Genomic DNA, 24,240 nt, shown 5'->3' on the forward strand with positions numbered 1-24,240 from the left:
TGACCACCAACCGCAACCAGAAGTTCACCTACAACAGTGTTCAGACGCTGCTGACGAACAAACGTTACATCGGAGAAAACCACTTCAAGGACATCGTAATGCCCGACAGCATCCCGGCCATCGTGGACAAGGATTTGTTTGAGGAAGTGCAGCTGAAAATCAAAAAGAACAGCCGTGCTCCTGCCCGCCACAAGGCCGAGGATGATTATCTGCTCACCACCAAGCTGTTCTGTGGAATGTGCGGCGCGATGATGTTCGGCGAGTGCGGTACGGGTAGAAACAAGGTCGTTCATCATTATTATAAGTGCGCCACCGCGAAGCGTTTCAAGACCTGCAAGAAAAAGACCGTCCGTAAAGAGTGGCTGGAAGATTTGGTCATAGCTGAAACCATGAAGCTGATTCAGGACGATGCCGTGATTGATGCCATCGTTGCGGAAGTGATGGAGCTGCAGGATCAGGAAAACACCACGCTCCCTTTGCTGGAAAAGCAGATGCGCGAGGTAGAGAACGGCATTGAAAATATGCTGAACGCCATCCAAGCGGGTGTGCTGACCAATTCCACCAAGTCGCGTTTGGAAAAGCTGGAAGTCCAGCAGAAAGAACTTGAGGTTCGGATCGCCGAAGAAAAAATCGCTCGGCCACGGTTGAGCGAAAATCAGGTTCGGTTCTGGCTGACCCGGTTCCGCAAGATCGACCCGAACGTGAAAAGCCACCGGGAAACGCTTATCAATACATTCGTGAATGCTGTTTATCTCTATGATGAAAAAGTTTTGATTACATTCAACTACAAAGACGGCACAAAAACCATCACTTTCGATGAAATCGCCGCCAAAGATGCCCCAGAGGGCAATGGTTCGGATTTGGGTTGCTTCGCTCCACCAAAAAACCTCAACGTATGAAAGTACGCTGAGGTTTTTGTTTTGCCCGGCATCTTAAGTCTCACTCTCGAGGGTGGATTCGAACAGCTGCGGAACCGTTCAGCAGGACGATCTCCAGCAGTGCAAGGATCAGCAGAACAATAAGAACCGTAGTAACCATCGTGTACCGTGCATCATAATATTTTGCAACGGTATTCAGGTTGGTACTCTGTGCATTGATTTTTTAAATTTTTCTTCAAAAAAATCATTGACAATGCTTTCTGTGCATGATAAAATCACATTTGATTTTGAGAGACAAAGCATGGCAGAGTCTTTTCAAAGCAATTTACCATGGACCGCCCAGCGGGGCTAAGGCCATACGGACAGCCGGGTCCACTGCCGACCGGCGGCACAGCCGCCATTATTGATTGAGTGTAGCAGCTCAAATTTTATAAGTTGGTTCCTTTACAACCATGAAATTGCGCAGTCAGTGTGCAGACTTGTGAAACGGTCAATAAAGAGCAGTAAAAGCAGAATTGCTATATAGACTCTCATAATCCCGTCTTTTTGAATCATGCGAAGCGGCCTTTGTACTCTGGTGTTTCTTCCGGGGGGCTTTGGCGGCGCATTCAAATGCTTTTCAAAGCGCAAGTCTGCACTTTTTGTGCGGTACTTGCGCTTTTTTGTTTGCATCGGGATCAGGGACGGAGGAAAAACATGAGTGAGAACCGAACACGGTTCCGGCTGAACCAGAACCGTGCGCCCATCTATGAAGCGCTGGAACAGTTCCGCAAAATGCGGGTGGTGCCCTTTGATGTGCCCGGCCACAAGCGAGGCCGCGGCAACCCGGAGCTGACCGCCTTTCTGGGCCAGCAGTGCGTGGGCGTGGATGTGAACAGCATGAAGCCGCTGGATAATCTCTGCCACCCGGTATCGGTCATCCGGGAAGCAGAGGAGCTGGCCGCAGATGCCTTTGGCGCTGCCCACGCGTTCCTCATGGTGGGCGGCACCACCAGCAGTGTGCAGAGCATGGTGCTTACCGCCTGCAAGCGCGGCGATGAGATCATTCTGCCCCGCAATGTGCACCGCAGTGTGCTGAACGCACTGGTACTGTGCGGCGCGGTGCCGGTGTATGTGAACCCCGAGGTGGACAAGCGCCTTGGCATCTCGCTGGGCATGAAGCGGGAACAGGTGGAAAAGGCCATTAAAGAGCATCCGAATGCTGTGGCTGTGCTGGTGAATAACCCCACCTACTACGGCATCTGCTCCGACCTGCGCGCCATCGTAAAAATGGCCCACGATGCCGGGATGCTCTGCCTTGCGGACGAAGCCCACGGCACCCACTTCTACTTTGGCGGCGGCCTGCCGGTGTCTGCCATGGCGGCAGGGGCTGATATGGCATCCGTCTCCATGCACAAGAGCGGCGGCAGTTTAACGCAGTCCAGCCTGCTGCTCATCGGCCCCAATGTGCACCCGGGCTATGTGCGGCAGATCATCAACCTGACCCAGACCACCTCTGGCAGCTACCTGCTCATGTCCAGTCTGGATATCTCCCGCCGCAACCTTGCGCAGCGCGGGCGGCAGGTATTCCACCAAGTGGCCGACATGGCCGAGTATGCCCGAGAGGAGATCAACGCCGTGGGCGGCTACTACGCCTTTGGCAAGGAGCTGTGCAACGGCGACTCCGTTTTTGACTTTGATACTACCAAGCTCAGCGTCCACACGCTGGATATCGGCCTTGCAGGCATTGAGGTGTACGACATCCTGCGCGATGAGTACGACATCCAGATCGAGTTCGGCGACATTGGCAACATTCTGGCCTACCTTTCCATCGGCGACCGCCCGCAGGAGGTGGAGCGTCTGGTCAGCGCGCTGGCCGAGATCAAGCGCCGCTACCAGACCGATGGCTCCGGCCTGCTGAGCCAGGAATACATCGACCCTGTTGTGGCTGCCAGCCCGCAGGAAGCGTTCTATGCGCCCAAAAAGAGCCTGCCCCTCCGGGAGACCGAGGGCATGGTGTGCAGCGAGTTCGTCATGTGCTACCCGCCGGGCATTCCCATTCTGGCCCCGGGCGAGCGCATCACCAAGGAAATTTTGAACTACATCGAGTACGCCAAGGCCAAGGGCTGCAGCATGACCGGCCCCGAGGACCCGGACATCGAGCGGCTGAACGTTCTGGCATAAGGAGGGAATGCAGATGGAATTTTGGTTTTCCGAGTTTCACACCCCGGACGTGAAGCACAGCATCCGGGTGAACAAACAGCTCTACTCCAAGCAGAGCGATTACCAGCGCATCGATATTTTTGAAACGCCGGAGTTTGGCCGGGTGCTCACATTGGACGGCAATGTGATGCTGACCGAGCGCGACGAATTCATCTATGACGAGATGATCGTGCATGTGCCCATGGCGGTGCACAAGCAGGCAAAAGACATCCTTGTCATCGGTGCCGGTGACGGCGGCGTGGTGCGGGAGCTGACCCGCTACGACCGGGTGGAGCGCATCGACCTTGTGGAGATGGACCCGCAGGTGGTGGAAGCCTGCCGCGCCTTCCTGCCCAGCAACGCCTGCCGCATGGATGACCGCCGGGTGCACATCTATTTTGAGAACGCCCTCAAGTATATCCGCCGCTGCGAGGAGGAGTACGACCTCATCATCGTGGACTCCTCCGATCCCTTCGGCCCATCCGAGGGTCTGTTCACCCGCGAGTTCTACGGCAGCTGCTTCAATGCCCTGAAAGCGGACGGCATCATGGTGAACCAGCAGGGCAGCCCCTTCTATGCCGAGGATGCCAGCGCCATGCAGCGCAGCCACAAGCGTATTGCGTCCACCTTCCCCATCAGCCGAGTGTATCAGGCACACATTCCCACCTTTGCGGCTGGGTACTGGCTGTTCGGCTTTGCCAGCAAAAAGTATCATCCCATCGATGATCTGGATGCAGACGCATGGAAGGCGCTGAACATGCGCACCCGCTATTACACCGCCCGGCTGCATGTCGGCGCATTTTACCTGCCGGCATTCCTTGAGGAAATGCTGCGGGAAGTGGAGGAACACTGATGCAACCCAACATTGAAAACTTCATCGGCTGTGACAGCAGCTACCGCGCCGCTAGCATCGTGCTGTACGGTGCGCCCTACGATTCCACCACCAGCTACCGCCCGGGCGCACGGTTCGGCCCGGCGGCCATCCGACACGAAAGCTATGGTCTGGAGACCTACAGCCCCTATCAGAATGCCGACCTGACCGATTTTGACATCTTCGACAGCGGCGATCTGGAGCTGTGCTTCGGCTCCAGCGAGAGTGCCCTTGCGGACATCGAAGCCCGCGCAGAGGAGATCCTGCAGGACGGCAAGTTCCCGTTGCTGCTGGGCGGTGAACATCTGGTGACGCTGGGTGCCGTGCGGGCTGCTGTGAAGAAATATCCGGATCTGCACATCGTGCACTTTGATGCCCACGCCGACCTGCGGGACGACTACCTTGGTGCAAAGCTGAGCCACGCCTGCGTGCTGCGCCGCTGCCATGAGCTGGTGGGCGACGGCCGCATCCATCAGTTCTGCATCCGCAGCGGCGACCGCGCCGAGTTCGAGTTTGCAGCCCAGCACACCGAGATGCACAAATTCGATTTTACCGGCCTTACCGAGCTGACGGAACAGCTGTGCGAGAGCAAGGTGCCCGTCTACCTGACCATCGACCTCGACTGTCTGGACCCCTCCTGCTTCCCCGGCACCGGCACGCCCGAAGCCGGCGGCGTGAGCTTTTTGCAGCTGCTGGATGCCATCCGCACCGTGACGAAAGCCAACATCGTAGCCGCAGACCTCAACGAGCTGGCTCCCACGCTGGATACCACCGGCGTTTCCACCGCCACCGCCTGCAAGGTGCTGCGCGAAACACTGATCGCGCTGGACAAGGGCTGGCCCGGCTTTCAGGTCTGACCGAATTTGCACACATTGACATAAAGGAGAAAAATCATGAGCAAAGTTCTGATCATCGGCTGCGGCGGCGTGGCCTCCGTTGCCATCCACAAGTGCTGTCAGGTACCCGAGGTGTTCACCGAGATCTGCATCGCCAGCCGTACCAAGTCCAAGTGCGACAAGCTGGCTGCAGAACTGGCCCCCAAAACCGCTACCAAGATCACCACCGCACAGGTGGATGCCGACAAGGTGGACGAGGTGATCGCCCTCATCAAGGCTTATCAGCCCGACCTCGTGATGAACATTGCCCTGCCCTATCAGGACCTGACCATCATGGATGCCTGCCTTGCCTGCGGCGTAAACTACATGGACACCGCCAACTACGAGCCGGAGAACACCGACGACCCGGAGTGGCGTGCCATCTACGAGAAGCGCTGCAAGGAAGCAGGCTTCTCCGCCTACTTTGATTACAGCTGGCAGTGGGCCTACGCAAAGAAGTTTGAGGAAGCCGGCCTGACCGCCCTGCTGGGCAGCGGCTTCGACCCGGGCGTGACCCAGGCTTACTGCGCCTACGCCAAAAAGCACGAGTTCGACACCATTGACACCATTGATATTCTGGACTGCAACGGCGGCGACCACGGCTATGCCTTTGCCACCAACTTTAACCCGGAGATCAACCTGCGCGAGGTGTCCGCTCCCGGCAGCTACTGGGAGAACGGCCACTGGGTGGAGATCCCGGCTATGAGCATCAAGCGGGAATACAACTTCGATCAGGTGGGCGACAAGGATATGTACCTGCTGCACCACGAGGAGATCGAGTCCCTTGCCAAGAACATCCCGGAGGCAAAGCGCATCCGCTTCTTCATGACCTTTGGCCAGAGCTATCTCGACCACATGCGCTGTCTGGAGGATGTGGGCATGCTGTCCACCACCCCGGTCAACTTCAACGGGCAGGAGATCGTGCCCATCCAGTTCCTCAAGGCTCTGCTGCCGGACCCCGCCAGCCTTGGCCCCCGCACCAAGGGCAAGACCAACATCGGCTGCATCTTCACCGGCAAGAAGGACGGCAAGGAAAAGACCTACTATATTTATAATGTGTGCGACCATCAGGAGTGCTACAAGGAGGTCGGCTCTCAGGCCATCAGCTACACCACCGGCGTACCGGCCATGTGCGGCGCACTGATGCTGCTCACCGGCAAGTGGACCACCAAGGGCGTGCACACTGTGGAAGAGTTTGATCCGGACCCGTATCTGGACGCTCTGGACAAGTACGGCCTGCCCCGTTCCGAGAGCCACAGCCCGGCGCTGGTGGACTGATGCGGCTGGCCGATACCCGCCCGCCCTTTGCGGGCCTTGCAAACCTTTCTTGGGAAGCGCTTGCCTCTCTGCCCACCCCCTGCTACCTGCTGGACGAAGGGCAGCTGCGCCGCAACGGCGAACTTCTGCTGGGGGTGCAGCAGCGCACCGGCTGCAAAATTCTGCTGGCGCAGAAGGCTTTTTCCAACTTTAATGTTTACCCGGTGCTGGCTCCTTATCTGGCGGGCACCGAGGCCAGCGGCCTGTACGAGAGCCGCCTTGGCAAAGAAGAGCTGCCGGAAAAAGAGAACCATGTGTTCTGCGCGGCCTACCGGGCAGACGAGTTCGCGGAGCTGCTGCAGTACGCCGACCACATCGTGTTCAATTCGCCCAGCCAGCTGGCAAAGTTCGGCCCGGCAGCAAAGGCGGCGGGCAAGAGCGTGGGCCTGCGGCTGAACCCGGAGTGCTCCACGCAGGAAGGCCATGCAATTTACGACCCCTGCGCCCCGGGCAGCCGCCTTGGCACCACCCGCGCCCAGTGGGATGCCGCCGTGCAGGCAGACCCGGCCCTGCCCGAATTACTGGACGGACTGCACTTCCACACCCTGTGCGAGCAGGATGCCGATGCACTGGCCCTGACGCTGGCGGCGGTGGAAGCAAAGTTCGGGGGTCTTCTGCCCCGGATGAAGTGGCTCAACTTTGGCGGCGGGCACCATATCACCCGCCCCGGCTACCGCCTTGCCACGCTGGAACAGTGCATTACCGAAACACAGAAAAAGTACGGCGTGCAGGTGTATCTGGAGCCGGGCGAAGCATGGGCGCTGAACGCCGGGTATCTTGTTACCACTGTGCTGGATACTTTGCAAAATGGCGAGACGAGCCTTGCCATTCTGGACATGTCTGCGGCCTGCCACACCCCGGATGTGATCGAGATGCCCTACCGCCCGCCGCTGCTGGATGCCGGGGACCCCGGCGAAAAGCCGTACCTCATCCGCCTTGGCGGCCCCACCTGCCTTGCCGGGGATGTGGTGGGCGACTACAGCTTTGCCTCCCCGCTCACCGAGGGGCAAAGGCTCATTTTCGGCGATATGGCCATCTACACCACCTGCAAGAACAACACCTTCAACGGGATGCCGCTGCCGCCCATCTGGGCAATGGACGAAAACGGCACCTGCCGGGAGCTGGTGAAGTTCGGCTACAGCGATTTCAAGATGCGGCTGGGACGTGCAGCGGATTAAAGTATGACCCTTACGGCAAATCTGTATTTGGTCAAAAGACAGTCTGTATCAAACCCGCCCAAAATGCACGCTGTTCAAGTACAGTTTCTTTTTATCATCTGACGAAAATTTAAAAAAATTCAAATTCAGCCTAGACAAGTTCCTTTTCATGTGCTAAAACAATGCTAAGAAACCCGCAACGATGCAGGATCTGAGGATCACTGCGCCGTTGCGGGTTTTTCTTGTTTTATCTGGGAAAGTGTTAAGAAATAATAGAGGGGGCAATTCTTATGAAAGCATTCATTTCGCGTCGTGATTTCCTGAAAGCGGCAGGCATCACCGCCGCAGCAGCAGCTTTGGCAGGCTGCTCTTCTTCTGGCGGTTCCGCAAGCGGCTCTTCTGCAGGCGGCAAGACCATTAAGATCGGCGTGTTTGAACCGGCTTCCGGTGATAACGGCGCAGGCGGTAAGCAGGAAGTGTTGGGTGTCGAGTATGCCAACAGCCTTGCTCCCACCGTGGAGATCGGCGGTGAAACCTATAACGTGGAGCTGGTGGAAGTGGATAACCAGTCCAGCACCGATAAGGCCGTGACTGCTGCACAGGAGCTGGTCTCCAAAAAAGTCTCCATCGTGCTGGGCAGCTACGGCTCCGGTGTTTCCATTGCAGCCGCTCCCACCTTCCAGTCCGCTTCCATCCCGGCCATTGGCTGCTCCTGCACCAACCCCGCCGTGACTGAGGCCAACCCCTACTACTTCCGTGTCTGCTTCCTTGACCCGTTCCAGGGCTCGGTCATGGCAAACTTTGCAAAGGATGAGTTCAGTGCTGCCAACGCCTACGTGCTGAGCATGCTGGGCGAGGACTACGGCTCCGGTCTGGCCACCTACTTCGTCAACGCTTTTGATGATCTGGGCGGCACTGTTACCAGCGAGCAGTTCCCCGAGGGCACCTCGGACTTCTCCGCCTACATCCAGAACGCCATCAACGCCGGTGCAGATGTGATCTTTGCTCCCTGCGCTACCACCTATGCCGCCCAGATCATCACACAGGCTGCTTCTGCAGGCTTTGACAAACCCATTACCGCAGGCGACACATGGGAGTCCAGCGTTATTCTGGATGCCCAGAAGGGCACCAGCGTGCAGGTGTATTGCTCCACCTTCTTTGATGAGAACGATGATTCCGGCGCAGCCAAGGAGTTCGTGACCGGCTTTAAGGAGTGGCTGAACGCCGACAGCCAGAAGCTGACCAACAACGGCGGCAATGACATCGTGGCAGCTGTTTCTGCACTGGGCTACGACGGCTACATGGTGGCTCTGGAAGCCATCAAGGCAGCAGGCAGCACCGACGGCACCGCCATCCGCGATGCTCTGTACGGCGTAAACTACGACGGCGTGACCGGCAACATCACCTTTGACCAGACTACCGGTGATGCCAACAAGGATATGGCTTACATCAAGAAAGCTGCCGACGGCGCATTTGAGTTCGTCAAGACTCAGAGCGTGGAAGGCTGAACAAAACTTTAAACTCCCTCAGTCAACGCCTGACGGCGTTGCCAGCTCCCTCAACGAGGGAGCCTTTTTGTAGCTTTCCGGCAGGTTTGGCCCCCTTTGGGAGGGGGCTGTCACCGGAGGGGGCTGGAGGAGTTTATTTTATTAAAAGTTGTAAGAAATGGAGGGTCCCCCTTATGGCTGCAAAGTTTCTGCCCTATTTGCTGGCAGGTATCTCGGTGGGTGGCCAGTATGCATTGATTGCCATTGGCTACACGATGGTGTACGGCATCCTGCGCCTGATCAACTTTGCCCACGGCGATATCTTTACCGTAGCCGGTTTTCTGATGGTGTACGCTACTGCCTCCCTTCCGCTGACCATTTCCATCCCGCTGGTGGTGGTGGCAACGGTACTGCTGGGCATCGCAGTGGAAAAGATCGCCTACAAACCCCTGCGCACTGCGCCGCGCATGTCGGTAATGATCTCCGCGATCGGTATGTCCTACCTTTTGCAGAACTCGATGTGGTATGTCACCGGCGGTCTGGCCAAGCAGTACCCTGCCCTGCCGTGGATCAGCGATACCGTCACGGTGCTGGGCTGCCAGACCAAGCGGGTGACGGTGGTAACGCCGTTCCTCGTCATTGTGCTGGTGGCAGCACTTGTTACCCTGATCCAGAAGACCAAGATCGGCATGGCCATGCGCGCCGCTTCCCGCGATTTTGAGACCGCCCAGCTCATGGGCATCAAGATCAACAATGTCATCTCCTTTACCTTTGCGGTGGGCAGCTTTCTTGCGGCCATCGGCTCCATGATGTATTTTTCCAACTACACGGCAGTCACCCCCACTGTGGGTGCCATGCCCGGCCTGAAAGCCTTTGTGGCTGCGGTGTTCGGCGGCATCGGCTCCATTCCCGGTGCGGTGATCGGCGGCTTCATCATCGGCATCTGCGAGAGCCTTATTAAAGGTGCAGGCGCTACCACCTTCAGTGATGCGTTCACCTTTGCACTGCTGATCGTGGTGCTGGCCGTCAAGCCTACCGGCCTGTTCAGTGAAAACCTGACCGAGAAAGTGTGATGACCATGAAACAAGAGAAAAAACGCATCTATCTCCGGGCCGCACTGGCGCTGGCCGCTCTGCTGGTGGTGCTGCTGGCACTGGATAACCTGAGCTTTGTGCCCTCCATGCTGCTCACCGTGCTGCGCAAGGGTGCCATCTATGCACTGGTGGCTGTCTCCATGAACCTGCTGAACGGCTTTACCGGCCTGTTCAGTCTGGGTCAGGCAGGCTTTATGCTGCTGGGTGCCTACACCTACGCCATCCTCACCATTCCCGCCGCTTCGCAGAAGTCCATCTATCAGCGCTATGCAAACGGCGGCATCGGTTTCTCCATCCCGGAGCTGCTCTCCAAACCTCTGGGCGGCTTCGGCCTGCTGCTGGGTGTTGTGTTCTGCCTGATCCTGGCCGGTTTTATCGCAGCGCTGTTCGCCTTCCTCATCGGCCTGCCGGTGCTGAAGCTCAAGAGCGACTATCTTGCCATTGCTACCCTGGGCTTTGCCGAGATCATCCGTGCCGCCGTGGTTTACGAGGGCTTTGGCCCGCTGACCAACGGCTCCAACCTTCTGTACGGTTTTACCAGCTTTGCCAGCTTCAACCTTTCGCTGGGCGGCACGACCCTGCATCTGGAAACCGTGATGCCCTTCCTCTTCTCCGGCATCTGCATCGCCATCATTCTGCTGCTCATCAACTCCACCTATGGCCGTGCCTTCAAAGCCATCCGTGATGACGAGATCGCTGCCGAAGCCATGGGCATCAACCTTGCCAGCCACAAGCGCATGAGCTTTATCATCAGCAGCTTCTTTGCCGGTATCTCCGGCGCAATGCTTGCCATGTATCAGGCCAGCGTGCAGGCCACCACCTTCAAATCCAGCATGACCTACGAGATCCTGCTGATCGTGGTCATTGGCGGTATCGGCTCGGTGTCCGGTTCCATCATCGCATCCTTCCTGTTCATCGCCAGCTCCGAATGGCTGCTGCGCTTCCTCGACAATGAGACCTGGATCGGTGGCTTCCGTGTGCCGCTGCTGCGTTCCGGCTTCCGCATGGTGGTGTTCAGCATCATCATTATGGCGGTGGTGCTGTTCTTCCGCAAGGGTATCATGGGCGACCGTGAATTGTTCCAGAAAAAGCCCGCATCCACTGCAAAAGCTGCCAAAAAGGAGGCGCGTTCCAAATGAGTGAAAACGTATTGACCATTGAAAACGCCACGATGCAGTTTGGCGGCGTTGTGGCTGTGGACAATCTGAACCTGAAGGTGGATAAAGATCAGATCGTCTCCCTCATCGGCCCCAACGGTGCCGGCAAGACCACCGCGTTCAACGTTGTCACCGGCGTGTATGCGCCCACCAACGGCGCGGTGTGGTTCGAGGGACGCAAGATCATTGAGAACACGCCCCACGGCAAGATGAAAAAGCTCTATAAGGGCCAGAACGCGAGCAAGTATTCCCACATGATCGCCCCCACGCCCGATAAGATCACCCAGATGGGTATTGCCCGCACCTTCCAGAATATCCGTCTATGGAAGAGCCAGACCGTGTTTGAGAACGTGCTCATCGCCAAGCACTGCCGCCGCTCGGCCAACCTGCTGAGCGCTACCTTCCGGCTGAATGCAGACGAGGAAAAGCGCCAGCGCGAGGAGTGCGAAAACCTGCTGCATGTGCTGGGACTTGAGGATGTGCGCAATGAACTGGCTACTGGCCTGCCCTACGGCCTGCAGCGCCGGGTGGAGATCGCGCGCGCGCTTGCCACCGAGCCGAAGCTGCTGCTGCTGGATGAGCCTGCTGCCGGTATGAACCCGCAGGAGACCGAAGAACTGACCGCCTTTATTGACCGCATCCGCACCGATTTCAGACTGACCGTGTTCATGATCGAGCACCACATGGATCTGGTGATGGATATTTCCGACCGGGTCTATGTGCTGGACTTTGGCCGCTTAATCGCCGAGGGTACGCCCGCCGAGGTGCAGAACGACCCGCGGGTGATCGACGCTTATCTGGGGGTGGACGAAGATGCTTGAGATCAAGGATTTACATGTTTCCTATGGCGGCATTCAGGCCTTGCGCGGTGTGTCGCTGAACGTGCCGGACGGCAAGATCGTTACCCTGATCGGTGCTAACGGCGCAGGCAAGTCCACCCTGATGCGCACCATTTCCGGCCTTGTAAAGGCACAGAGCGGCTCCATTTTGTGGAACGGGCAGGAACTGCTGGGCAAGCCCATCGATCAGATCGTGGCCAGCGGCATTGCCATGTCGCCGGAGGGCCGCCGGGTGTTTGCCGACCTGACTGTGCTGGAAAATTTGAAGATCGGCGCATACCTGCGCAAGGATAAGGCCGAAACCGAGAAAGACCTTGAGTGGGTGTACAGTCTGTTCCCCCGCCTGAGGGAGCGCAGCTGGCAGAGCGCCGGTACCCTTTCCGGCGGCGAACAGCAGATGCTGGCCGTGGGCCGCGCCCTGATGAGCAAGCCGAAGCTGCTCATGCTGGACGAGCCGAGTCTTGGCCTTGCACCCATCGTGGTGCGGGAGATTTTTGATATCATCCGCACCGTGAACCAGCAGGGCATCACCGTGCTGCTGAACGAACAGAACGCCAACATGGCCCTGAAGGTGGCCGATTACGCCTATGTGCTGGAGACCGGTACCCTGACCCTTTCCGGCACGGGTGCTGAACTGCTGACCAATGAACAGGTCAAGGCCGCATACCTCGGCAAAAAGCGCTCTGACCGCACCTGAAACTTTATAAGAACCGCTAACGGCAGAGAGGGGCTGTTGCAAAACAGCTCCATGAAAAACGGAACAGGCTCATCACACTACCAACAAAGAAAAACAGGGCGTTCCCGACTGCTGGGTATCCGTAAAACAGTTTTCGAGAAATGACACGGCAACTGCCTGTCAGGATTGGTTACGGAGTACCCGGCTAGGCCGAGGAAGCATCAAGTCCCATGTCCGCACCGTTAAGGTGCTGGGTATGGGACTTTTTGCATTTCAGGAACGTGTACACCTCTGGAAAGGTGTAACACACTAGACTTTGTACCAAAGTCGTGTGCCAAGGGTGCTGCGCCCCTTTGGAATCCCTGCTTACATCGCCCATGGGCGATGTGGATTCGCCGCACAAAAAGCTCTCACAAATGCACACCCGGCTGTCTGCGGCGAGGAGAAGGCACTTCTGCGGAAGTGTAATAACCCACTATAACACTTTCATCCCTGCGGTCTGCAAAGTGTAGTGGGCTCTCCGAGGGGGAAACGGCTGTATAGGGTGCGCTTCGGGCAAATCGCTGCGTACGTGCGTACCAATCTCTCGTACGCACGTACGCAGTAAAACGGCTAAAATCTCCTATATAGGGGTGTTCTTCTGGAAATCAATATGATATACTCAACTTGATCAACCATCAACTAATAAGAGGAGGTAATATTATGGGAAAAACTTTTGTGTGCAGCTTATGCCGTAATGGAATCATTGGCGGTGGTTTGTACATTGATGAACAGAGCATTACATATTCCACCCAAAAGCTTACAGTCAGTCCGCTATATCGCAGCCTTGTATTGCCCATGAAGGAGATAAAGGAGATTTCATGGAGCCAGATGGTCGTTCCTGTTGCAGCAATTTCCATGAAAGACGGAGAATGTTATAAATTTATCATATATAACAAATCAGGATTTGAAAAGGCATATAAGCAATATAGCAACCACCAAGAATGAAATCACCTGGCAGGGTTTGGGGCAGGCACGCCCCAACAAGAAGCTGTCCCAAAGGGGCAGGAAATTTTCAAGAATTGAAAATTTGTGGCCACGGGACGATTCTTGCTCTCACGAAAATCCATACTTTTTGAAAAAACGCTTTCTGCAGCCAAAGGAGGATGCACCATGAAAAAAGAGATTGAAGCCTTTGTCAACGCAGCCAACGAGCAGGAGTTGGAAGCCGCATGGAACAACCTCTCGGCAGAGGAACAGCGAGTTTTCGAGCAGCTCATGGAGGAAGACTCACCCGAAGATGCACTGGCATTTTTCGCACAGCTGTATGACGATACCCCGAAAGAGCAGTCCAGCGAGACCGTGAGCATCTCCGAAAATGAAATCTATTTCAAGCGGCAGCCCTTGACCGAAGAGCAGAAGAAACACGGCTCTTATGTGGACGAGAACGGCAACCTCCATGTCAAGAACCTGTCCGCTTTCTGGATTCCAGAATTGACCACCACGGAGAAAGTCGGTCACACCACCTACACTGTGACCGGCAGCTATGAGGGCAAGGAATCCTTTTTGAAGAAGCTGGAGCGCATTGTAGCCAAGAACGCCCAGCAAAAATTTGAAGATGAGGGTGCAGACGAATGACAACTGCGCCCAATTCTGCTATACTTGAACCGGTAACCAATCCTGTACCGACAGTTGCTCCACAGAGTAAGGAGGACACAACAATGTCTGGAGCAACGAATAAAATCACCGCACTTTACTGCCGACTGTCGCAAGAGGACGCACGGCTCGGCGAAAGCCTGTCCATTGAGAACCAGAAGGCTATCCTTCTGGAATACGCCAAAAAGAACCACTTCCCGAACCCGGTGTTCTTTGTGGACGATGGCTACTCCGGCACGAACTATGACCGTCCCGGCTTCCAGAGTATGCTGACCGAGATCGAAGCGGGGCATATAGGAATCGTTATCACGAAAGATCTGTCCAGACTGGGGCGTAATTCTGCCTTGACAGGTCTGTACACCAACTTCACCTTTCCCCAGTATGGCGTTCGCTACATTGCCATTAACGACAACTACGACACCATTGACCCGAACAGCGTAAACAACGATTTTGCGGGCATTAAGAACTGGTTTAACGAGTTTTACGCCCGTGATACCAGCCGCAAGATTCGGGCTGTTCAGAAGGCCAAGGGAGAGCGTGGAGTACCGCTGACGGTCAATGTGCCGTACGGCTATGTGAAAGACCCGGAGAACCCGAAGCATTGGCTTGTTGATCCAGAAGCGGCTGCAATCGTGAAGTGCATCTTCTCCATGTGCATGGAAGGCCGTGGCCCGACCCAAATTGCAAACCAACTGTGGGTGGACAAAGTTCTGACTCCCACCGCCTATAAGTTGAGCCATGGCCTGAGTACGAATTCACCCGCCCCGGAAGACCCTTATCGCTGGGATAAAAGAGCAGTAAGTTCGATTCTGGAACGCCTGGAGTACACTGGCTGCACAGTCAACTTTAAGACCTATACTAACTCTATCTGGGATAAAAAGAGACATCTGAATCCCGTGGAAAATCAGGCTATCTTCCCAGATACACATGAGCGCATTATTGACGATGATGTGTTTGAAAAGGTTCAGGAGATTCGCAGCCAGCGTCACCGTATGACCCGAACAGGCAAGAGCAGCATTTTCTCCGGTATGGTCTACTGCGCTGACTGCGGTTCTAAGATGCAATATGGTTCGTCCAATAACAGGGACTTCAGTCAAGACTTCTTTGACTGCTCTCTGCACAAGAAGAACGGGAGCAAGTGCAAGGGACATTTCATCCGGGTAAAGGTTTTGGAGGGCCGTGTGCTAAGCCATGTTCAGCGGGTGACGGACTACATCCTCTGTCATGAGGACTACTTCCGCAAGGTCATGGAGGAGCAGCTTCGGGTGGAAAGCACCGAAAAGCTGACTGTCCTGAAGAAGCAGCTTGCCCGGAATGAGAAGCGGATCGCAGACCTCAAACGGCTGTTCATGAAGATTTACGAGGACAATGTTAACGGAAAGCTTAGCGATGACCGCTTCGACATGATGAGTCAGAGCTACGATGCCGAACAGAAGCAGCTGGAAGAGGAAGTTCTCTCCATCCAGCAGGAAATTGAAGTACAGGAACAGCAGATCGAGAATATTGAAAAGTTCGTCCAGAAAGCGCACAAGTACGTTCATATTGAAGAACTCACCCCTTATGCTCTCCGTGAACTGGTGTCGGCCATCTATGTGGATGCCCCGGATAAGTCCAGCGGAAAGCGGGTGCAGCACATCCATATCAAGTACGATGGGCTGGGGTACATCCCTCTGGATGAACTGGAAGCAAAAGAAAAGGCGTGACCGAAGTCACGCCAAATCTTCCCCATTTCGGGAGCTTTTGCAAATACTGTTTTATGGGAACTCTGCTACGGGGAACGCCCTGTTGTACATATCGCTTGTCTGTGGTCTTTTGCAGGGTGCGTCCGGGTGGACGCACCCTGTTTTTTTACTATGCTTCATCGTTTTCCACACGAAGCATCCGGTATCCGACTCCAACATGGGTCTGGATCAGATGCGGCGCATCCGGGTATCGTTCCAATTTTTTGCGCAGGGATGCCATATAAACACGCAAGGAAGCAATGTCATTTTCCTGCGTGCTTCCCCATATTTGCTGTGTGATGGATGTATGCGTCAGCACCTTGCCCACATTATGCGCCAGCACACACAGCAGTTTGTACTCGATGGGGGTCAGATGCACTTCATTCTCACCCAGCCAGACGCACCCGGCCGAGAAGTCGATCTTCAAAGGACCATTGACAAAAACCGGACTGTTTATGCCGTCAGAAGCCAGCAGATTCAATCGGCGCTGCGTTACACGCAGTCTCGCCAGCAGCTCGTCCACGGAAAACGGCTTTGTCAGATAATCGTCTGCGCCGTTGTCCAGTGCTTCGATCTTATCAGAATCTTCGCTCCGGGCACTCAGGACGATGATGGGCAGGTTCGACCACGTGCGGACGCTGCGGATGACCTCAATGCCGTCTATATCGGGCAGCCCAAGATCCAGCAGCATGATGTCCGGATTGTGGCTGGTGGCCATCATGATCGCCGTTTCCCCATTGGAAGCAGTCAGATATTTATAGCCGTGGGTCTTCAGGGTCGTTGTGATCAGACACCGTACAGGAACATCATCCTCTACGACCAGAATGGACGGCTTATTCATGAATGTTCACCTCGCTTTGCGGCAATGCAAAGGAAAAGACACTGCCATTGGGAATGTTGTCACGCAGGGTCAATGTTCCGCCGTGAGCCGTCAGGATTGCACGGCAGAGGGGCAAGCCCAGTCCAAGGCTGCGGTGGCTGTCTGCGATGCGGCTCTGCCCGGTATAAAACATCTCGAACACCTGTGCTTTTGCGCGATCCGGAATGCCGGGGCCGTTATCTGCAACGTCCACTACGACCTGATGGTCTTTCCGGTAAGCCGAAATCTGAATGACCGAGCCTACGGGGGTGTATTTGATGGCGTTATCCACCAGATTGACAACGACCTGCATGATCAACCGTGCATCCACATTGACCAGAAGGATCTCGTCCCCATACTGTGTTGTGATGGTGTGTTCGCAGCTTTTCCGGTTGACATGATGCAGCGCTTCTTCGATCATTTCGTCCATCAGCTGCGGTGAGATCTGCAGATTCATCCGGCCATCCTCAATGCGGGTGATAGAAAGCAGATTTTCCACTAAACCAATCAGCCATTGTGCATCGTCAAAAATATCGGTGCAGATCTTGTTCCGGGTCTCTGTATCCAGCGTTTCTCCGTTGGAAAGCAGATTGCTGGCATTGCCGGAAATGGAGGTCAGCGGGGTGCGCAGGTCATGGGAGATCGTGCGCAGCAGGTTTGCCCGCAGCTCTTCATTTTTTGCCTGCACGGTTGCCTGCTCTTTTTCCAGCGCATTTCTGCGGTTTTCGATGGCCAGCGCACCTTCGCCCAGAATGGAAAGCAGCACACTGTTTTCAAAGGCATCCAGCGGTTTTTCGGACAGATCGATCCCGATCACTCCAAACACGCCGCCTCCGGTCCGAAGTGCAAGATAAAGTCCCTTTGCATCCGGGTAGCTATCCGTGCCTGCACCGGAACGCTTTTTGTTGGCAAACGTCCAGTTTGCTGCATCCCGTTCTTCCGGTGCAGAAAAGATGTTTTGCGCCGTTTTCCCGTCAACTCCAAAAACCTGTTCTGCCCCAAGACCTCCGTTTTGTTCCAGGTAGACGATCAGACTCCGGTTCAGCAGCTTCATCAGCTGGGATGCCGTCAGTGAAAAGATTTCTTCTTCACTTTTGGCTTTCTGTAAAAGCTGATTCGTATCAAATAGTACTTTTGTCCGGAATGCTGCCTGCGCAGACATTTTTGCATGGTCTTTCAACCGTGTCGTCAACGTACAGGTAATCATTGCAGAGGTCAGCATCAGGGCAAATGTGACCTGATAACCGGGGTCATACGCATGGAATGTCAGGTATGGCTCGGTCAGGAAGAAATTGTACAATGCTACACTGGCAACGGACCCCAGCACACCGCAGGTGTAACCGCTGGTACACAATGCGGTGAACAGCATCCCCAGCATATAGAGCATAATAATGTTATAACGCGCAAAGTCCAGCTGCAGGAAAAAGAAGCCGATGAGCGTGATGCAGCTCAGGATGCCTGCGGTGATCAGAAGATCACGGACAGACGGCAGAAGCGGACGGGTGAACAGCTTCCGTCCTGAACCGTAGCCGTTCTCTGCAGAAGCATCCGGGATGATGTAAATATCCAGATTAGGCGCAGTCATCGTCAATTTTTCAGTCAGTGACGGTCCACTCCAGAAATGGCGGCGATGTACGCTGGAGCTTCCCAGTACGATTTTTGTAATGCCGGAGATGCGGGCAAACTCTGCGATCTGCTGCGGAATGTCATCCCCATAAATCGTAGAGATGTCGGCACCTGCCTGCTCTGCCATACGAATGTGCTGCTGCAAACGCCGACGATCTTCTTGTCCCATCTGATCCGAATCCGGAGTCCGGACATACAGAGCTGTAAAGGTCCCTCCAAACGCCTTTGCCATCGTTGCTGCCGTCCGCACGATCTTTGCATTGGAGGGAGAGGACGACAGACACGCCAGAATATGTTCAGTGGGTGGGTCGTTCTGATTCATAAAGATCACCTGCCTTGCCCACAGTATAGCACAATTTGATGGTCACGACCACCAGCCACGTCTTTTTCCTTCCTGTTGAAGGATCTCCTTCCGCATGTGATCCAGCGCATCTGCTGCCCAAAAACCACTCAACATGACTCCAAGAACCATCAGTAACAAAACGACATCCATATGATCCGTCCTATCTTTTCAGAGCCGGAAACACTTCTGGATCGATGCGTATTTTCCCAAAACCAGCATACTTTCATCCCGGCACAGCTGCGTATCCGGCGTAATGCTCATATCGAGCTTTCCGTCTTTTTTCAGCGCAAGAATGTTGATGTTATACTTTTTTCGGATATTGATCTCACCGATCGTGCGATCCATCCATTCCGGCGGAATGGTCACTTCCATGATGGCGTGGTCGTCCTGCAGCTCGATATAATCCAGAATGTGTTCGGAGCTGTATCGGATCGCCGCCCACTTTGCCAGCTGCTTTTCCGGGTAGACCACTTCATCCGCACCGTTGCGCAGCAGGAACTTGGCTTGTACATCCCGCTCTGCACGCGAGACCACAAGCTTTGCCCCCAATTCTTTGAGCAGTGATGTTGTTTCCAACGAGCTTTGAAAATTGCCGCCGATGGTTACGATACACACATCAAAATTGCCAACGCCAAGGGAGCGCAGAAAGTATTCGCTGGTGCTGTCACCGATCTGTGCATTCGTCACATACGAAAGCACGGCGTTCACACGGTCTTCGTTGTTGTCGATCGCCATGACCTGATGACCCAGCTCATTCAGTTCCTGCGCAATATGGCGGCCAAAACGGCCAAGCCCAATCAAAAGAATCGATTTCATACTTGTCTCCTTTATCCGATTGCGATCTTCTCCTGCGGCAGACGAGAGTGGGCAGGGCTGCTGCCAAATGCCGCATAGATCAACGTCAATCCACCAACACGTCCCAAAAACATCAGTGCGATCAGCACCCCCTGCGAAAGGACCCCCAACTGCGGCGTGATGCCCAATGTCAGACCCACCGTTGCCACAGCCGAAGCAGTCTCATACAAACAGACTGACATCGGCAGCTGCTCGGCCGCAGCAATGACAAAGGCTCCGAGGAAGAACAGCGTCAAATACATCCCTGCGATCGTGGCAGCATTCTTGACCGCAGAACCATCTATGCGCCGCCCGAAAAATTCGGCATCTTCTCTGCGGCGGAAGGTCGCCCACATATTGGCCAGCAGAACGGCAAATGTTGTGGTTTTCATGCCGCCTGCCGTAGAGCCGGGCGAACCGCCTAACAGCATCAGAACCACCATCAATGCCTGTGAAGTGCTGCCCATCGCAGCAAGATCGGCGGTGTTAAAACCGGCAGTACGGGGGGTAACGGATTGAAACATCGACAATAAAATGCGCTGCCGGGCAGAGCCTGCCGTGAACTCGAAGCAATAAAAGTACAGCGTCGGCAATACCAGAAGAAATGCCGTTGTGACAAGAATCACCTTGCTCTGCATCCGGTAACGGTGAAAATCAAGGCGATATGTACAAATATCCTCCCATGTCAGAAAGCCAAGGCCGCCAAAGACGATCAGGGCCGCAATCACTGTGGTAAGCAATGGGTTTCCTGCATACCGTGTCAGCGAAACAAATTTTGCACCCTCTGTTCCCAGCAGGTCAAAGCCGGCATTGCAGAACGCCGAAATGGAATGAAACAACGCGTACCAGATCCCGCGCAGTCCATAATCGGCGCAAAATGTCGGCAGCAGCAGTGCAGCACCGACCAATTCAAACAGGGCGGTGATCCGCAGAATAAAGCCTGTCAGCCGCACGATGCCGCCCATCTGCGGGGCAGCGGTGGCTTCCTGCATCGTGCTGCGCTGCTTGAGGGAAATCTTTCGCCCGGAAAGCAGCGCAAAGGCAGCGCCCACCGTAATGACACCCAATCCTCCGATCTGGATCAGAAGAAGGATCACGCTTTGCCCAAAAGCCGACCAGTAGCTGCCGGTATCCTGAACCACAAGTCCGGTCACACAAAGGGCGGAGGTGGAGGTAAACAGTGCCTCATGGAACGGTGTGACGCACCGCTGCTGTGCAGCGATTGGGAGCATCAGAAGCAATGCGCCCACCAGATCGACTGCCGCAAAACCTGCAATAATAACCTGAAAAGAAGAAAAACGGTGCCGCTTGTAACGAGGATATTGAATCATAAAAGCTCCTTTACCTATCCGTGTGCATAAAGATTAGCATGGAATAGATAAAAGAGCCGTAAAGAAAATTGTAGAAGTATAAAGATTCCATTAAAATGGATCGATCAACACCAAATAATAAATGTAGGAGATCGAGTCTACCATGACAACATCCTTGAACTGAATATACGCACCAAAAAGTACCCATGCGGCTTCAGCGCAAAATCTCCAGCAGACGCCTGCCGGCTTCCTGCTGCGATTCCCCAAACGCCACCGCCAGCTCCTCCCGCAGGACGCGCTCTACCATCTGGTAAAAGTACGCATCCATAGCGTTGATCTTCCGGCCACGGCTTTGCTGCTGGGTCTGCTTTTGCCCCAGTTCCTTGAACAGGGTCAGGTACTGGTAAAAATCATTGGTGTGGAGCAGTGCCTGATAGTGTTCTGCCAGCGCCGTCTGAATTCCCGTAGGGATGGGCAGCGTCTCCGCTTTGATCCGTGCAAGGTCGGCTGCTGCCTGCTGTGCCGGGGTCACCGGGCGCAGAACACCCTCTTTTGCCGTGGGGATATAGCTGCGGTCGTGGGAATCCGAAAAATAGGGCCGGAGGGTGTAGTACTCTCTGGCGGGCTCATCGCAAAAGTGCCGCAGCCCGACCCTTTCCACCTCGTGCACTCCCAGATTTCCGTAGACCACCAGCGCTCCCGCCTGAAACCGTGACATGGTATTGCCTCTTTCCCTTGTATGAAAAGGCTGCAAAAACAGACTTTCCAGCGTAATTTTACTCTTTACTTTATTGTACCACGGTAGGTTGGCGGGCTTCAAAGGGCATCTTTCACAAAGTTTTCCTCGTGCAATCTGCGCAGAATGCCCAGTACAATTCTTGTGCAAAACTGCCTTTGCAAATTCCAGACAGGCAGGCTATAATGATTTCGTACAACGAGTAGCACTCATGCGTAAAACCGGTTGCATGAGGGCTGCCCGTTGTTTTTGTTTGCCCCAAAATGGAAAGGTAAAGGTGAATTCCATGGAAAGCTCCAATCAATTTCTCGGCACGGAGCGCATCAGCAAGCTGATGCAGAAGTATGCGATCCCGTGCATTATTTCGCTTTTGGTCGGCGCACTGTATAACATCGTGGACCAGATCTTTATTGCAAACGCCAGCTATCTGGGCTCCTACGGCAACGCCGCCAATACCGTTGTGTTCCCGCTTACGGTTGTGGCACTGGCTATTGCCGTGATGATCGGTGACGGCTGCTGCGCTTTTGTCAGCATCAGCCTTGGACAGAGCGAAGTTTCCAAGGCAAGGCGGAGCGTCGGCAATGCGGTGGTGATGTGTCTGGTCAGCAGCATTGTGCTGGCGGCGCTCTATCTGGTTTTTGCGGACAACATTCTCGCCATGTTCGGCGGAACGGTCAACGCCGAGACCTACCACCACTCCCAGGAGTATTTCTTTTATATCACGCTGGGCGCGCCCTTTTATATGTTCGGGCAGGCCATGAACCCCATCATCCGCGCGGATGGCAACCCACGGTTTGCCATGATCTCCACCCTTGCAGGTGCGGTGCTGAACATTATTCTGGACCCCGTTTTCATTTTCGGCTTGCGCTGGGGCATGATGGGCGCGGCGGTGGCTACTGTGATCGGTCAGCTGGTCACCGCAGCGCTGGCAGTGTGGTATCTGCTGCACATGAAGATCATCCGTCCTGAAAAGGGCGACTACCGGCTGAAAGGCTCCATCTGCGGCCGCACCCTGACCCTTGGCATGACCAGCTTTCTGTCCCAGATCAGCCTTGTGGCGGCTATGGCAGCCATCAACAACATGATCCGCAAATACGGCGCACTGGACACCGTGTTCGGGCAGGAGCAGTACGCCCAGATCCCCATGGCGGTGGTTGGCATCGTGATGAAGTTCTTCCAGATCGTCATCTCCATCGTGGTGGGCATGGCGGCTGGCTGCATCCCCGTGGTGGGTTTCAACATGGGCGCAAAAAAGCCTGCCCGCGTGAAGGAGCTGTTCACAAAACTGCTGCTGGCAGAGGCGGCCGTGGGCGTTGTTGCACTGGTGCTGGTAGAGGGCTTCCCGCGGCAGCTGATTGCCCTGTTCGGTGCTGCCAACGAGAGCGTCTACTACACAGACTTTGCCGTGAAGTCCTTCCGCATCTACCTGTGCATGATCATTCTGGCCTGTGTCAACAAGGCCTGCTTCATCTTTTTGCAGGCCATGGGCAAGGCAGTGGAATCCACCGCCCTGTCCATGGTGCGTGAGGTGGTGTTCGGCGTGGGCTTTGCCCTGCTGCTGCCCCGGTTCTTCGGGCTGGACGGCGTGCTGTACTCCATGCCCATGTCGGATATCCTCACCTTCCTGATTGCAGGCTATCTGATCTTCAAAACCTACCGTGAACTGAACCAGAAAGGAGAAGTCTAATGGAAAAACATATCATTACCATCAGCCGCGAGTTTGGCAGCGGCGGCAGAACCATCGGCAAGCTGGTGGCAGAGCATCTGGGCATCCGGTGCTACGACGCCGAACTGATCCAGAAACTGGCTGCCGAAAGCGGCTTTGACGAAAACTACGTCAAGGAGGCCGGAGAGTACACCCCCGGCGGCTTCCTTGCTTCTGCCTTCACCGACCGCAGCTTCGGTCTCACTAACGAGGACCTGCTTTGGAAGCTGCAATACCGAATCATCCGGGAACTGGCAGAAAAAGAGTCCTGCGTCATCGTGGGGCGCTGCGCCGATTTTATCCTGCAAGACCGCACCGACTGCCTGAAGGTCTTTGTCCACGCCGACCTGAAGTTCCGGGCAGACCGCATCGTGCGGGTCTACGGCGAGCGGGAGAAATCTCCCGAATCCAGGCTGAAGGAGAAGGACAAGCGCCGCGCCACCTACTACCGCTTCTACACCGATATGAACTGGGGCAATGCCGCCAACTATCATATTGCGCTGGATAGTGGGGTCATCGGCATTGAAAAGAGTGCGGAGATCATTGAAAGTCTTTCATAAGCTGTAATTTCCGGCAGTCTCAGAGCCGATAGTGCAAAACGCCGCCCGCCTGCGTTCCGTTACGCAGGTGAGCGGCAGTTTTTGTCAATGGAAATTTTTCTCCCATCCCGGAGCAGCAGTTCCACGCAACCGGTGTCCATGTTACCCGCTGTTACTACGAAAGGGGAATTATTGGGTGAAGCAAAATAAGCGGCAGTCTCCCGGTAGACATTCCTACAGGTTGGGAACCGCGGCGGAATCTGGCGGTCAGGGCCTTACGAGTTGCGTTTGCTGATTTTTCTACAACCCCTTGGCAGGGCTTTGAAAAATCAGAACGCGGCCCCAACAACTCCTCCCTGTTTCAGCCGCTGGCTGCGGTCGTCGTCGTTGCTGTTCAAGT

General features: G+C 55.2%; 21 protein-coding genes. 16 read left to right on the plus strand and 5 right to left on the minus strand.

The annotated features are described in order from the left end of the window. From QZL71_RS10720 to QZL71_RS10785, 14 genes are all read left to right on the plus strand, one after another. The coding region (locus QZL71_RS10720) for a recombinase zinc beta ribbon domain-containing protein (RefSeq protein ID WP_294648736.1) at positions 1-899 on the plus strand (899 nt) is incomplete at its 5' end. Positions 900-1,574: 675 nt separating this feature from the next. Beyond that, the gene (locus tag QZL71_RS10725) at positions 1,575-3,041 is read left to right on the plus strand and encodes an aminotransferase class I/II-fold pyridoxal phosphate-dependent enzyme (protein WP_097775018.1); all 1,467 of its coding nucleotides are present in this window, start codon (positions 1,575-1,577) and stop codon (positions 3,039-3,041) included. Positions 3,042-3,054: 13 nt separating this feature from the next. Continuing rightward, the gene (gene speE / locus QZL71_RS10730) at positions 3,055-3,912 is read left to right on the plus strand and encodes a polyamine aminopropyltransferase (protein WP_044953854.1); all 858 of its coding nucleotides are present in this window, start codon (positions 3,055-3,057) and stop codon (positions 3,910-3,912) included. Next, on the plus strand, positions 3,912-4,787 hold the full coding sequence (speB, locus tag QZL71_RS10735) for an agmatinase (RefSeq protein ID WP_294648739.1): 876 nt from the start codon (positions 3,912-3,914) through the stop codon (positions 4,785-4,787). Before speE ends, speB begins: the two co-directional genes overlap by 1 nt. A 36-nt stretch (positions 4,788-4,823) precedes the next feature. Further along, the gene (locus QZL71_RS10740) at positions 4,824-6,083 is read left to right on the plus strand and encodes a saccharopine dehydrogenase family protein (RefSeq protein WP_005943308.1); all 1,260 of its coding nucleotides are present in this window, start codon (positions 4,824-4,826) and stop codon (positions 6,081-6,083) included. Beyond that, positions 6,083-7,300 (plus strand): carboxynorspermidine decarboxylase, encoded by a 1,218-nt coding sequence (locus QZL71_RS10745; RefSeq protein WP_005943311.1) that lies wholly within the window; start codon positions 6,083-6,085, stop codon positions 7,298-7,300. The genes QZL71_RS10740 and QZL71_RS10745 overlap by 1 nt, the downstream gene beginning before the upstream one ends. Before the next feature lie 269 nt (positions 7,301-7,569). Continuing rightward, entirely contained in the window at positions 7,570-8,787 is a 1,218-nt protein-coding gene (locus tag QZL71_RS10750; protein ID WP_294648741.1) for an ABC transporter substrate-binding protein, read from the plus strand. 173 nt (positions 8,788-8,960) lie between these two features. After that, positions 8,961-9,839, plus strand: coding sequence for a branched-chain amino acid ABC transporter permease (locus QZL71_RS10755; RefSeq protein WP_005943319.1), 879 nt, complete (start codon positions 8,961-8,963; stop codon positions 9,837-9,839). Positions 9,840-9,844: 5 nt separating this feature from the next. Further along, a complete protein-coding gene (locus QZL71_RS10760; protein ID WP_243111989.1) occupies positions 9,845-10,999 on the plus strand; it encodes a branched-chain amino acid ABC transporter permease in 1,155 nt (384 codons plus the stop codon). Beyond that, positions 10,996-11,838 carry an ABC transporter ATP-binding protein gene (locus tag QZL71_RS10765; RefSeq protein WP_005943322.1) on the plus strand — a complete coding sequence of 281 codons (843 nt, stop codon included), beginning with the start codon at positions 10,996-10,998 and terminating at the stop codon, positions 11,836-11,838. The genes QZL71_RS10760 and QZL71_RS10765 overlap by 4 nt, the downstream gene beginning before the upstream one ends. Continuing rightward, a complete protein-coding gene (locus tag QZL71_RS10770) occupies positions 11,831-12,553 on the plus strand; it encodes an ABC transporter ATP-binding protein (RefSeq protein WP_294648743.1) in 723 nt (240 codons plus the stop codon). The genes QZL71_RS10765 and QZL71_RS10770 overlap by 8 nt, the downstream gene beginning before the upstream one ends. Positions 12,554-13,234: 681 nt before the next feature. Continuing rightward, positions 13,235-13,519, plus strand: coding sequence for a hypothetical protein (locus QZL71_RS10775; protein WP_117536135.1), 285 nt, complete (start codon positions 13,235-13,237; stop codon positions 13,517-13,519). 165 nt (positions 13,520-13,684) lie between these two features. Continuing rightward, entirely contained in the window at positions 13,685-14,149 is a 465-nt protein-coding gene (locus tag QZL71_RS10780) for a hypothetical protein (protein ID WP_154252711.1), read from the plus strand. 83 nt (positions 14,150-14,232) lie between these two features. Beyond that, on the plus strand, positions 14,233-15,870 hold the full coding sequence (locus QZL71_RS10785; RefSeq protein WP_154265086.1) for a recombinase family protein: 1,638 nt from the start codon (positions 14,233-14,235) through the stop codon (positions 15,868-15,870). Positions 15,871-16,018: 148 nt separating this feature from the next. Here QZL71_RS10785 and QZL71_RS10790 read toward each other — a convergent pair whose 3' ends face one another. The 5 genes from QZL71_RS10790 to QZL71_RS10810 form a co-directional block, all read right to left on the minus strand. After that, positions 16,019-16,729 carry a response regulator gene (locus QZL71_RS10790; RefSeq protein ID WP_294648746.1) on the minus strand — a complete coding sequence of 237 codons (711 nt, stop codon included), beginning with the start codon at positions 16,727-16,729 and terminating at the stop codon, positions 16,019-16,021. Then, positions 16,722-18,695, minus strand: a complete 1,974-nt coding sequence (locus QZL71_RS10795) for a DUF4118 domain-containing protein (RefSeq protein ID WP_294648748.1) — start codon at positions 18,693-18,695, stop codon at positions 16,722-16,724. Before QZL71_RS10795 ends, QZL71_RS10790 begins: the two co-directional genes overlap by 8 nt. 189 nt (positions 18,696-18,884) lie before the next feature. Beyond that, positions 18,885-19,532 (minus strand): potassium channel family protein, encoded by a 648-nt coding sequence (locus QZL71_RS10800; RefSeq protein ID WP_294648750.1) that lies wholly within the window; start codon positions 19,530-19,532, stop codon positions 18,885-18,887. Positions 19,533-19,543: 11 nt separating this feature from the next. After that, positions 19,544-20,881, minus strand: a complete 1,338-nt coding sequence (locus QZL71_RS10805; protein WP_097781474.1) for a TrkH family potassium uptake protein — start codon at positions 20,879-20,881, stop codon at positions 19,544-19,546. 193 nt (positions 20,882-21,074) lie between these two features. After that, on the minus strand, positions 21,075-21,578 hold the full coding sequence (locus tag QZL71_RS10810; RefSeq protein ID WP_294648752.1) for a CarD family transcriptional regulator: 504 nt from the start codon (positions 21,576-21,578) through the stop codon (positions 21,075-21,077). Between the two features lie 304 nt (positions 21,579-21,882). On the opposite strand from QZL71_RS10810, the gene QZL71_RS10815 reads away from it, so the two are divergent. Next, positions 21,883-23,283 carry an MATE family efflux transporter gene (locus tag QZL71_RS10815; RefSeq protein WP_294648756.1) on the plus strand — a complete coding sequence of 467 codons (1,401 nt, stop codon included), beginning with the start codon at positions 21,883-21,885 and terminating at the stop codon, positions 23,281-23,283. Then, complete coding sequence (locus tag QZL71_RS10820) at positions 23,283-23,861, plus strand: cytidylate kinase-like family protein (RefSeq protein WP_294648754.1); 579 nt, start codon at positions 23,283-23,285, stop codon at positions 23,859-23,861. The genes QZL71_RS10815 and QZL71_RS10820 overlap by 1 nt, the downstream gene beginning before the upstream one ends. Positions 23,862-24,240: the final 379 nt, after the last annotated feature.

The organism is uncultured Faecalibacterium sp., from assembly GCF_900066275.1.
GTDB classification, from domain to species: domain Bacteria; phylum Bacillota; class Clostridia; order Oscillospirales; family Ruminococcaceae; genus Faecalibacterium; species Faecalibacterium taiwanense.

What these genes read in the sequence shown, in the direction of transcription:
- QZL71_RS10725 (WP_097775018.1), top strand. Translation starts at nt 1,575, where the DNA reads ATGAGTGAGAACCGAACACGGTTCCGGCTGAACCAGAACCGTGCGCCC.
- speE (WP_044953854.1), top strand. Translation starts at nt 3,055, where the DNA reads ATGGAATTTTGGTTTTCCGAGTTTCACACCCCGGACGTGAAGCACAGC.
- speB (WP_294648739.1), top strand. Translation starts at nt 3,912, where the DNA reads ATGCAACCCAACATTGAAAACTTCATCGGCTGTGACAGCAGCTACCGC.
- QZL71_RS10740 (WP_005943308.1), top strand. Translation starts at nt 4,824, where the DNA reads ATGAGCAAAGTTCTGATCATCGGCTGCGGCGGCGTGGCCTCCGTTGCC.
- QZL71_RS10745 (WP_005943311.1), top strand. Translation starts at nt 6,083, where the DNA reads ATGCGGCTGGCCGATACCCGCCCGCCCTTTGCGGGCCTTGCAAACCTT.
- QZL71_RS10750 (WP_294648741.1), top strand. Translation starts at nt 7,570, where the DNA reads ATGAAAGCATTCATTTCGCGTCGTGATTTCCTGAAAGCGGCAGGCATC.
- QZL71_RS10755 (WP_005943319.1), top strand. Translation starts at nt 8,961, where the DNA reads ATGGCTGCAAAGTTTCTGCCCTATTTGCTGGCAGGTATCTCGGTGGGT.
- QZL71_RS10760 (WP_243111989.1), top strand. Translation starts at nt 9,845, where the DNA reads ATGAAACAAGAGAAAAAACGCATCTATCTCCGGGCCGCACTGGCGCTG.
- QZL71_RS10765 (WP_005943322.1), top strand. Translation starts at nt 10,996, where the DNA reads ATGAGTGAAAACGTATTGACCATTGAAAACGCCACGATGCAGTTTGGC.
- QZL71_RS10770 (WP_294648743.1), top strand. Translation starts at nt 11,831, where the DNA reads ATGCTTGAGATCAAGGATTTACATGTTTCCTATGGCGGCATTCAGGCC.
- QZL71_RS10775 (WP_117536135.1), top strand. Translation starts at nt 13,235, where the DNA reads ATGGGAAAAACTTTTGTGTGCAGCTTATGCCGTAATGGAATCATTGGC.
- QZL71_RS10780 (WP_154252711.1), top strand. Translation starts at nt 13,685, where the DNA reads ATGAAAAAAGAGATTGAAGCCTTTGTCAACGCAGCCAACGAGCAGGAG.
- QZL71_RS10785 (WP_154265086.1), top strand. Translation starts at nt 14,233, where the DNA reads ATGTCTGGAGCAACGAATAAAATCACCGCACTTTACTGCCGACTGTCG.
- QZL71_RS10790 (WP_294648746.1), bottom strand. Translation starts at nt 16,729, where the DNA reads ATGAATAAGCCGTCCATTCTGGTCGTAGAGGATGATGTTCCTGTACGG.
- QZL71_RS10795 (WP_294648748.1), bottom strand. Translation starts at nt 18,695, where the DNA reads ATGAATCAGAACGACCCACCCACTGAACATATTCTGGCGTGTCTGTCG.
- QZL71_RS10800 (WP_294648750.1), bottom strand. Translation starts at nt 19,532, where the DNA reads ATGAAATCGATTCTTTTGATTGGGCTTGGCCGTTTTGGCCGCCATATT.
- QZL71_RS10805 (WP_097781474.1), bottom strand. Translation starts at nt 20,881, where the DNA reads ATGATTCAATATCCTCGTTACAAGCGGCACCGTTTTTCTTCTTTTCAG.
- QZL71_RS10810 (WP_294648752.1), bottom strand. Translation starts at nt 21,578, where the DNA reads ATGTCACGGTTTCAGGCGGGAGCGCTGGTGGTCTACGGAAATCTGGGA.
- QZL71_RS10815 (WP_294648756.1), top strand. Translation starts at nt 21,883, where the DNA reads ATGGAAAGCTCCAATCAATTTCTCGGCACGGAGCGCATCAGCAAGCTG.
- QZL71_RS10820 (WP_294648754.1), top strand. Translation starts at nt 23,283, where the DNA reads ATGGAAAAACATATCATTACCATCAGCCGCGAGTTTGGCAGCGGCGGC.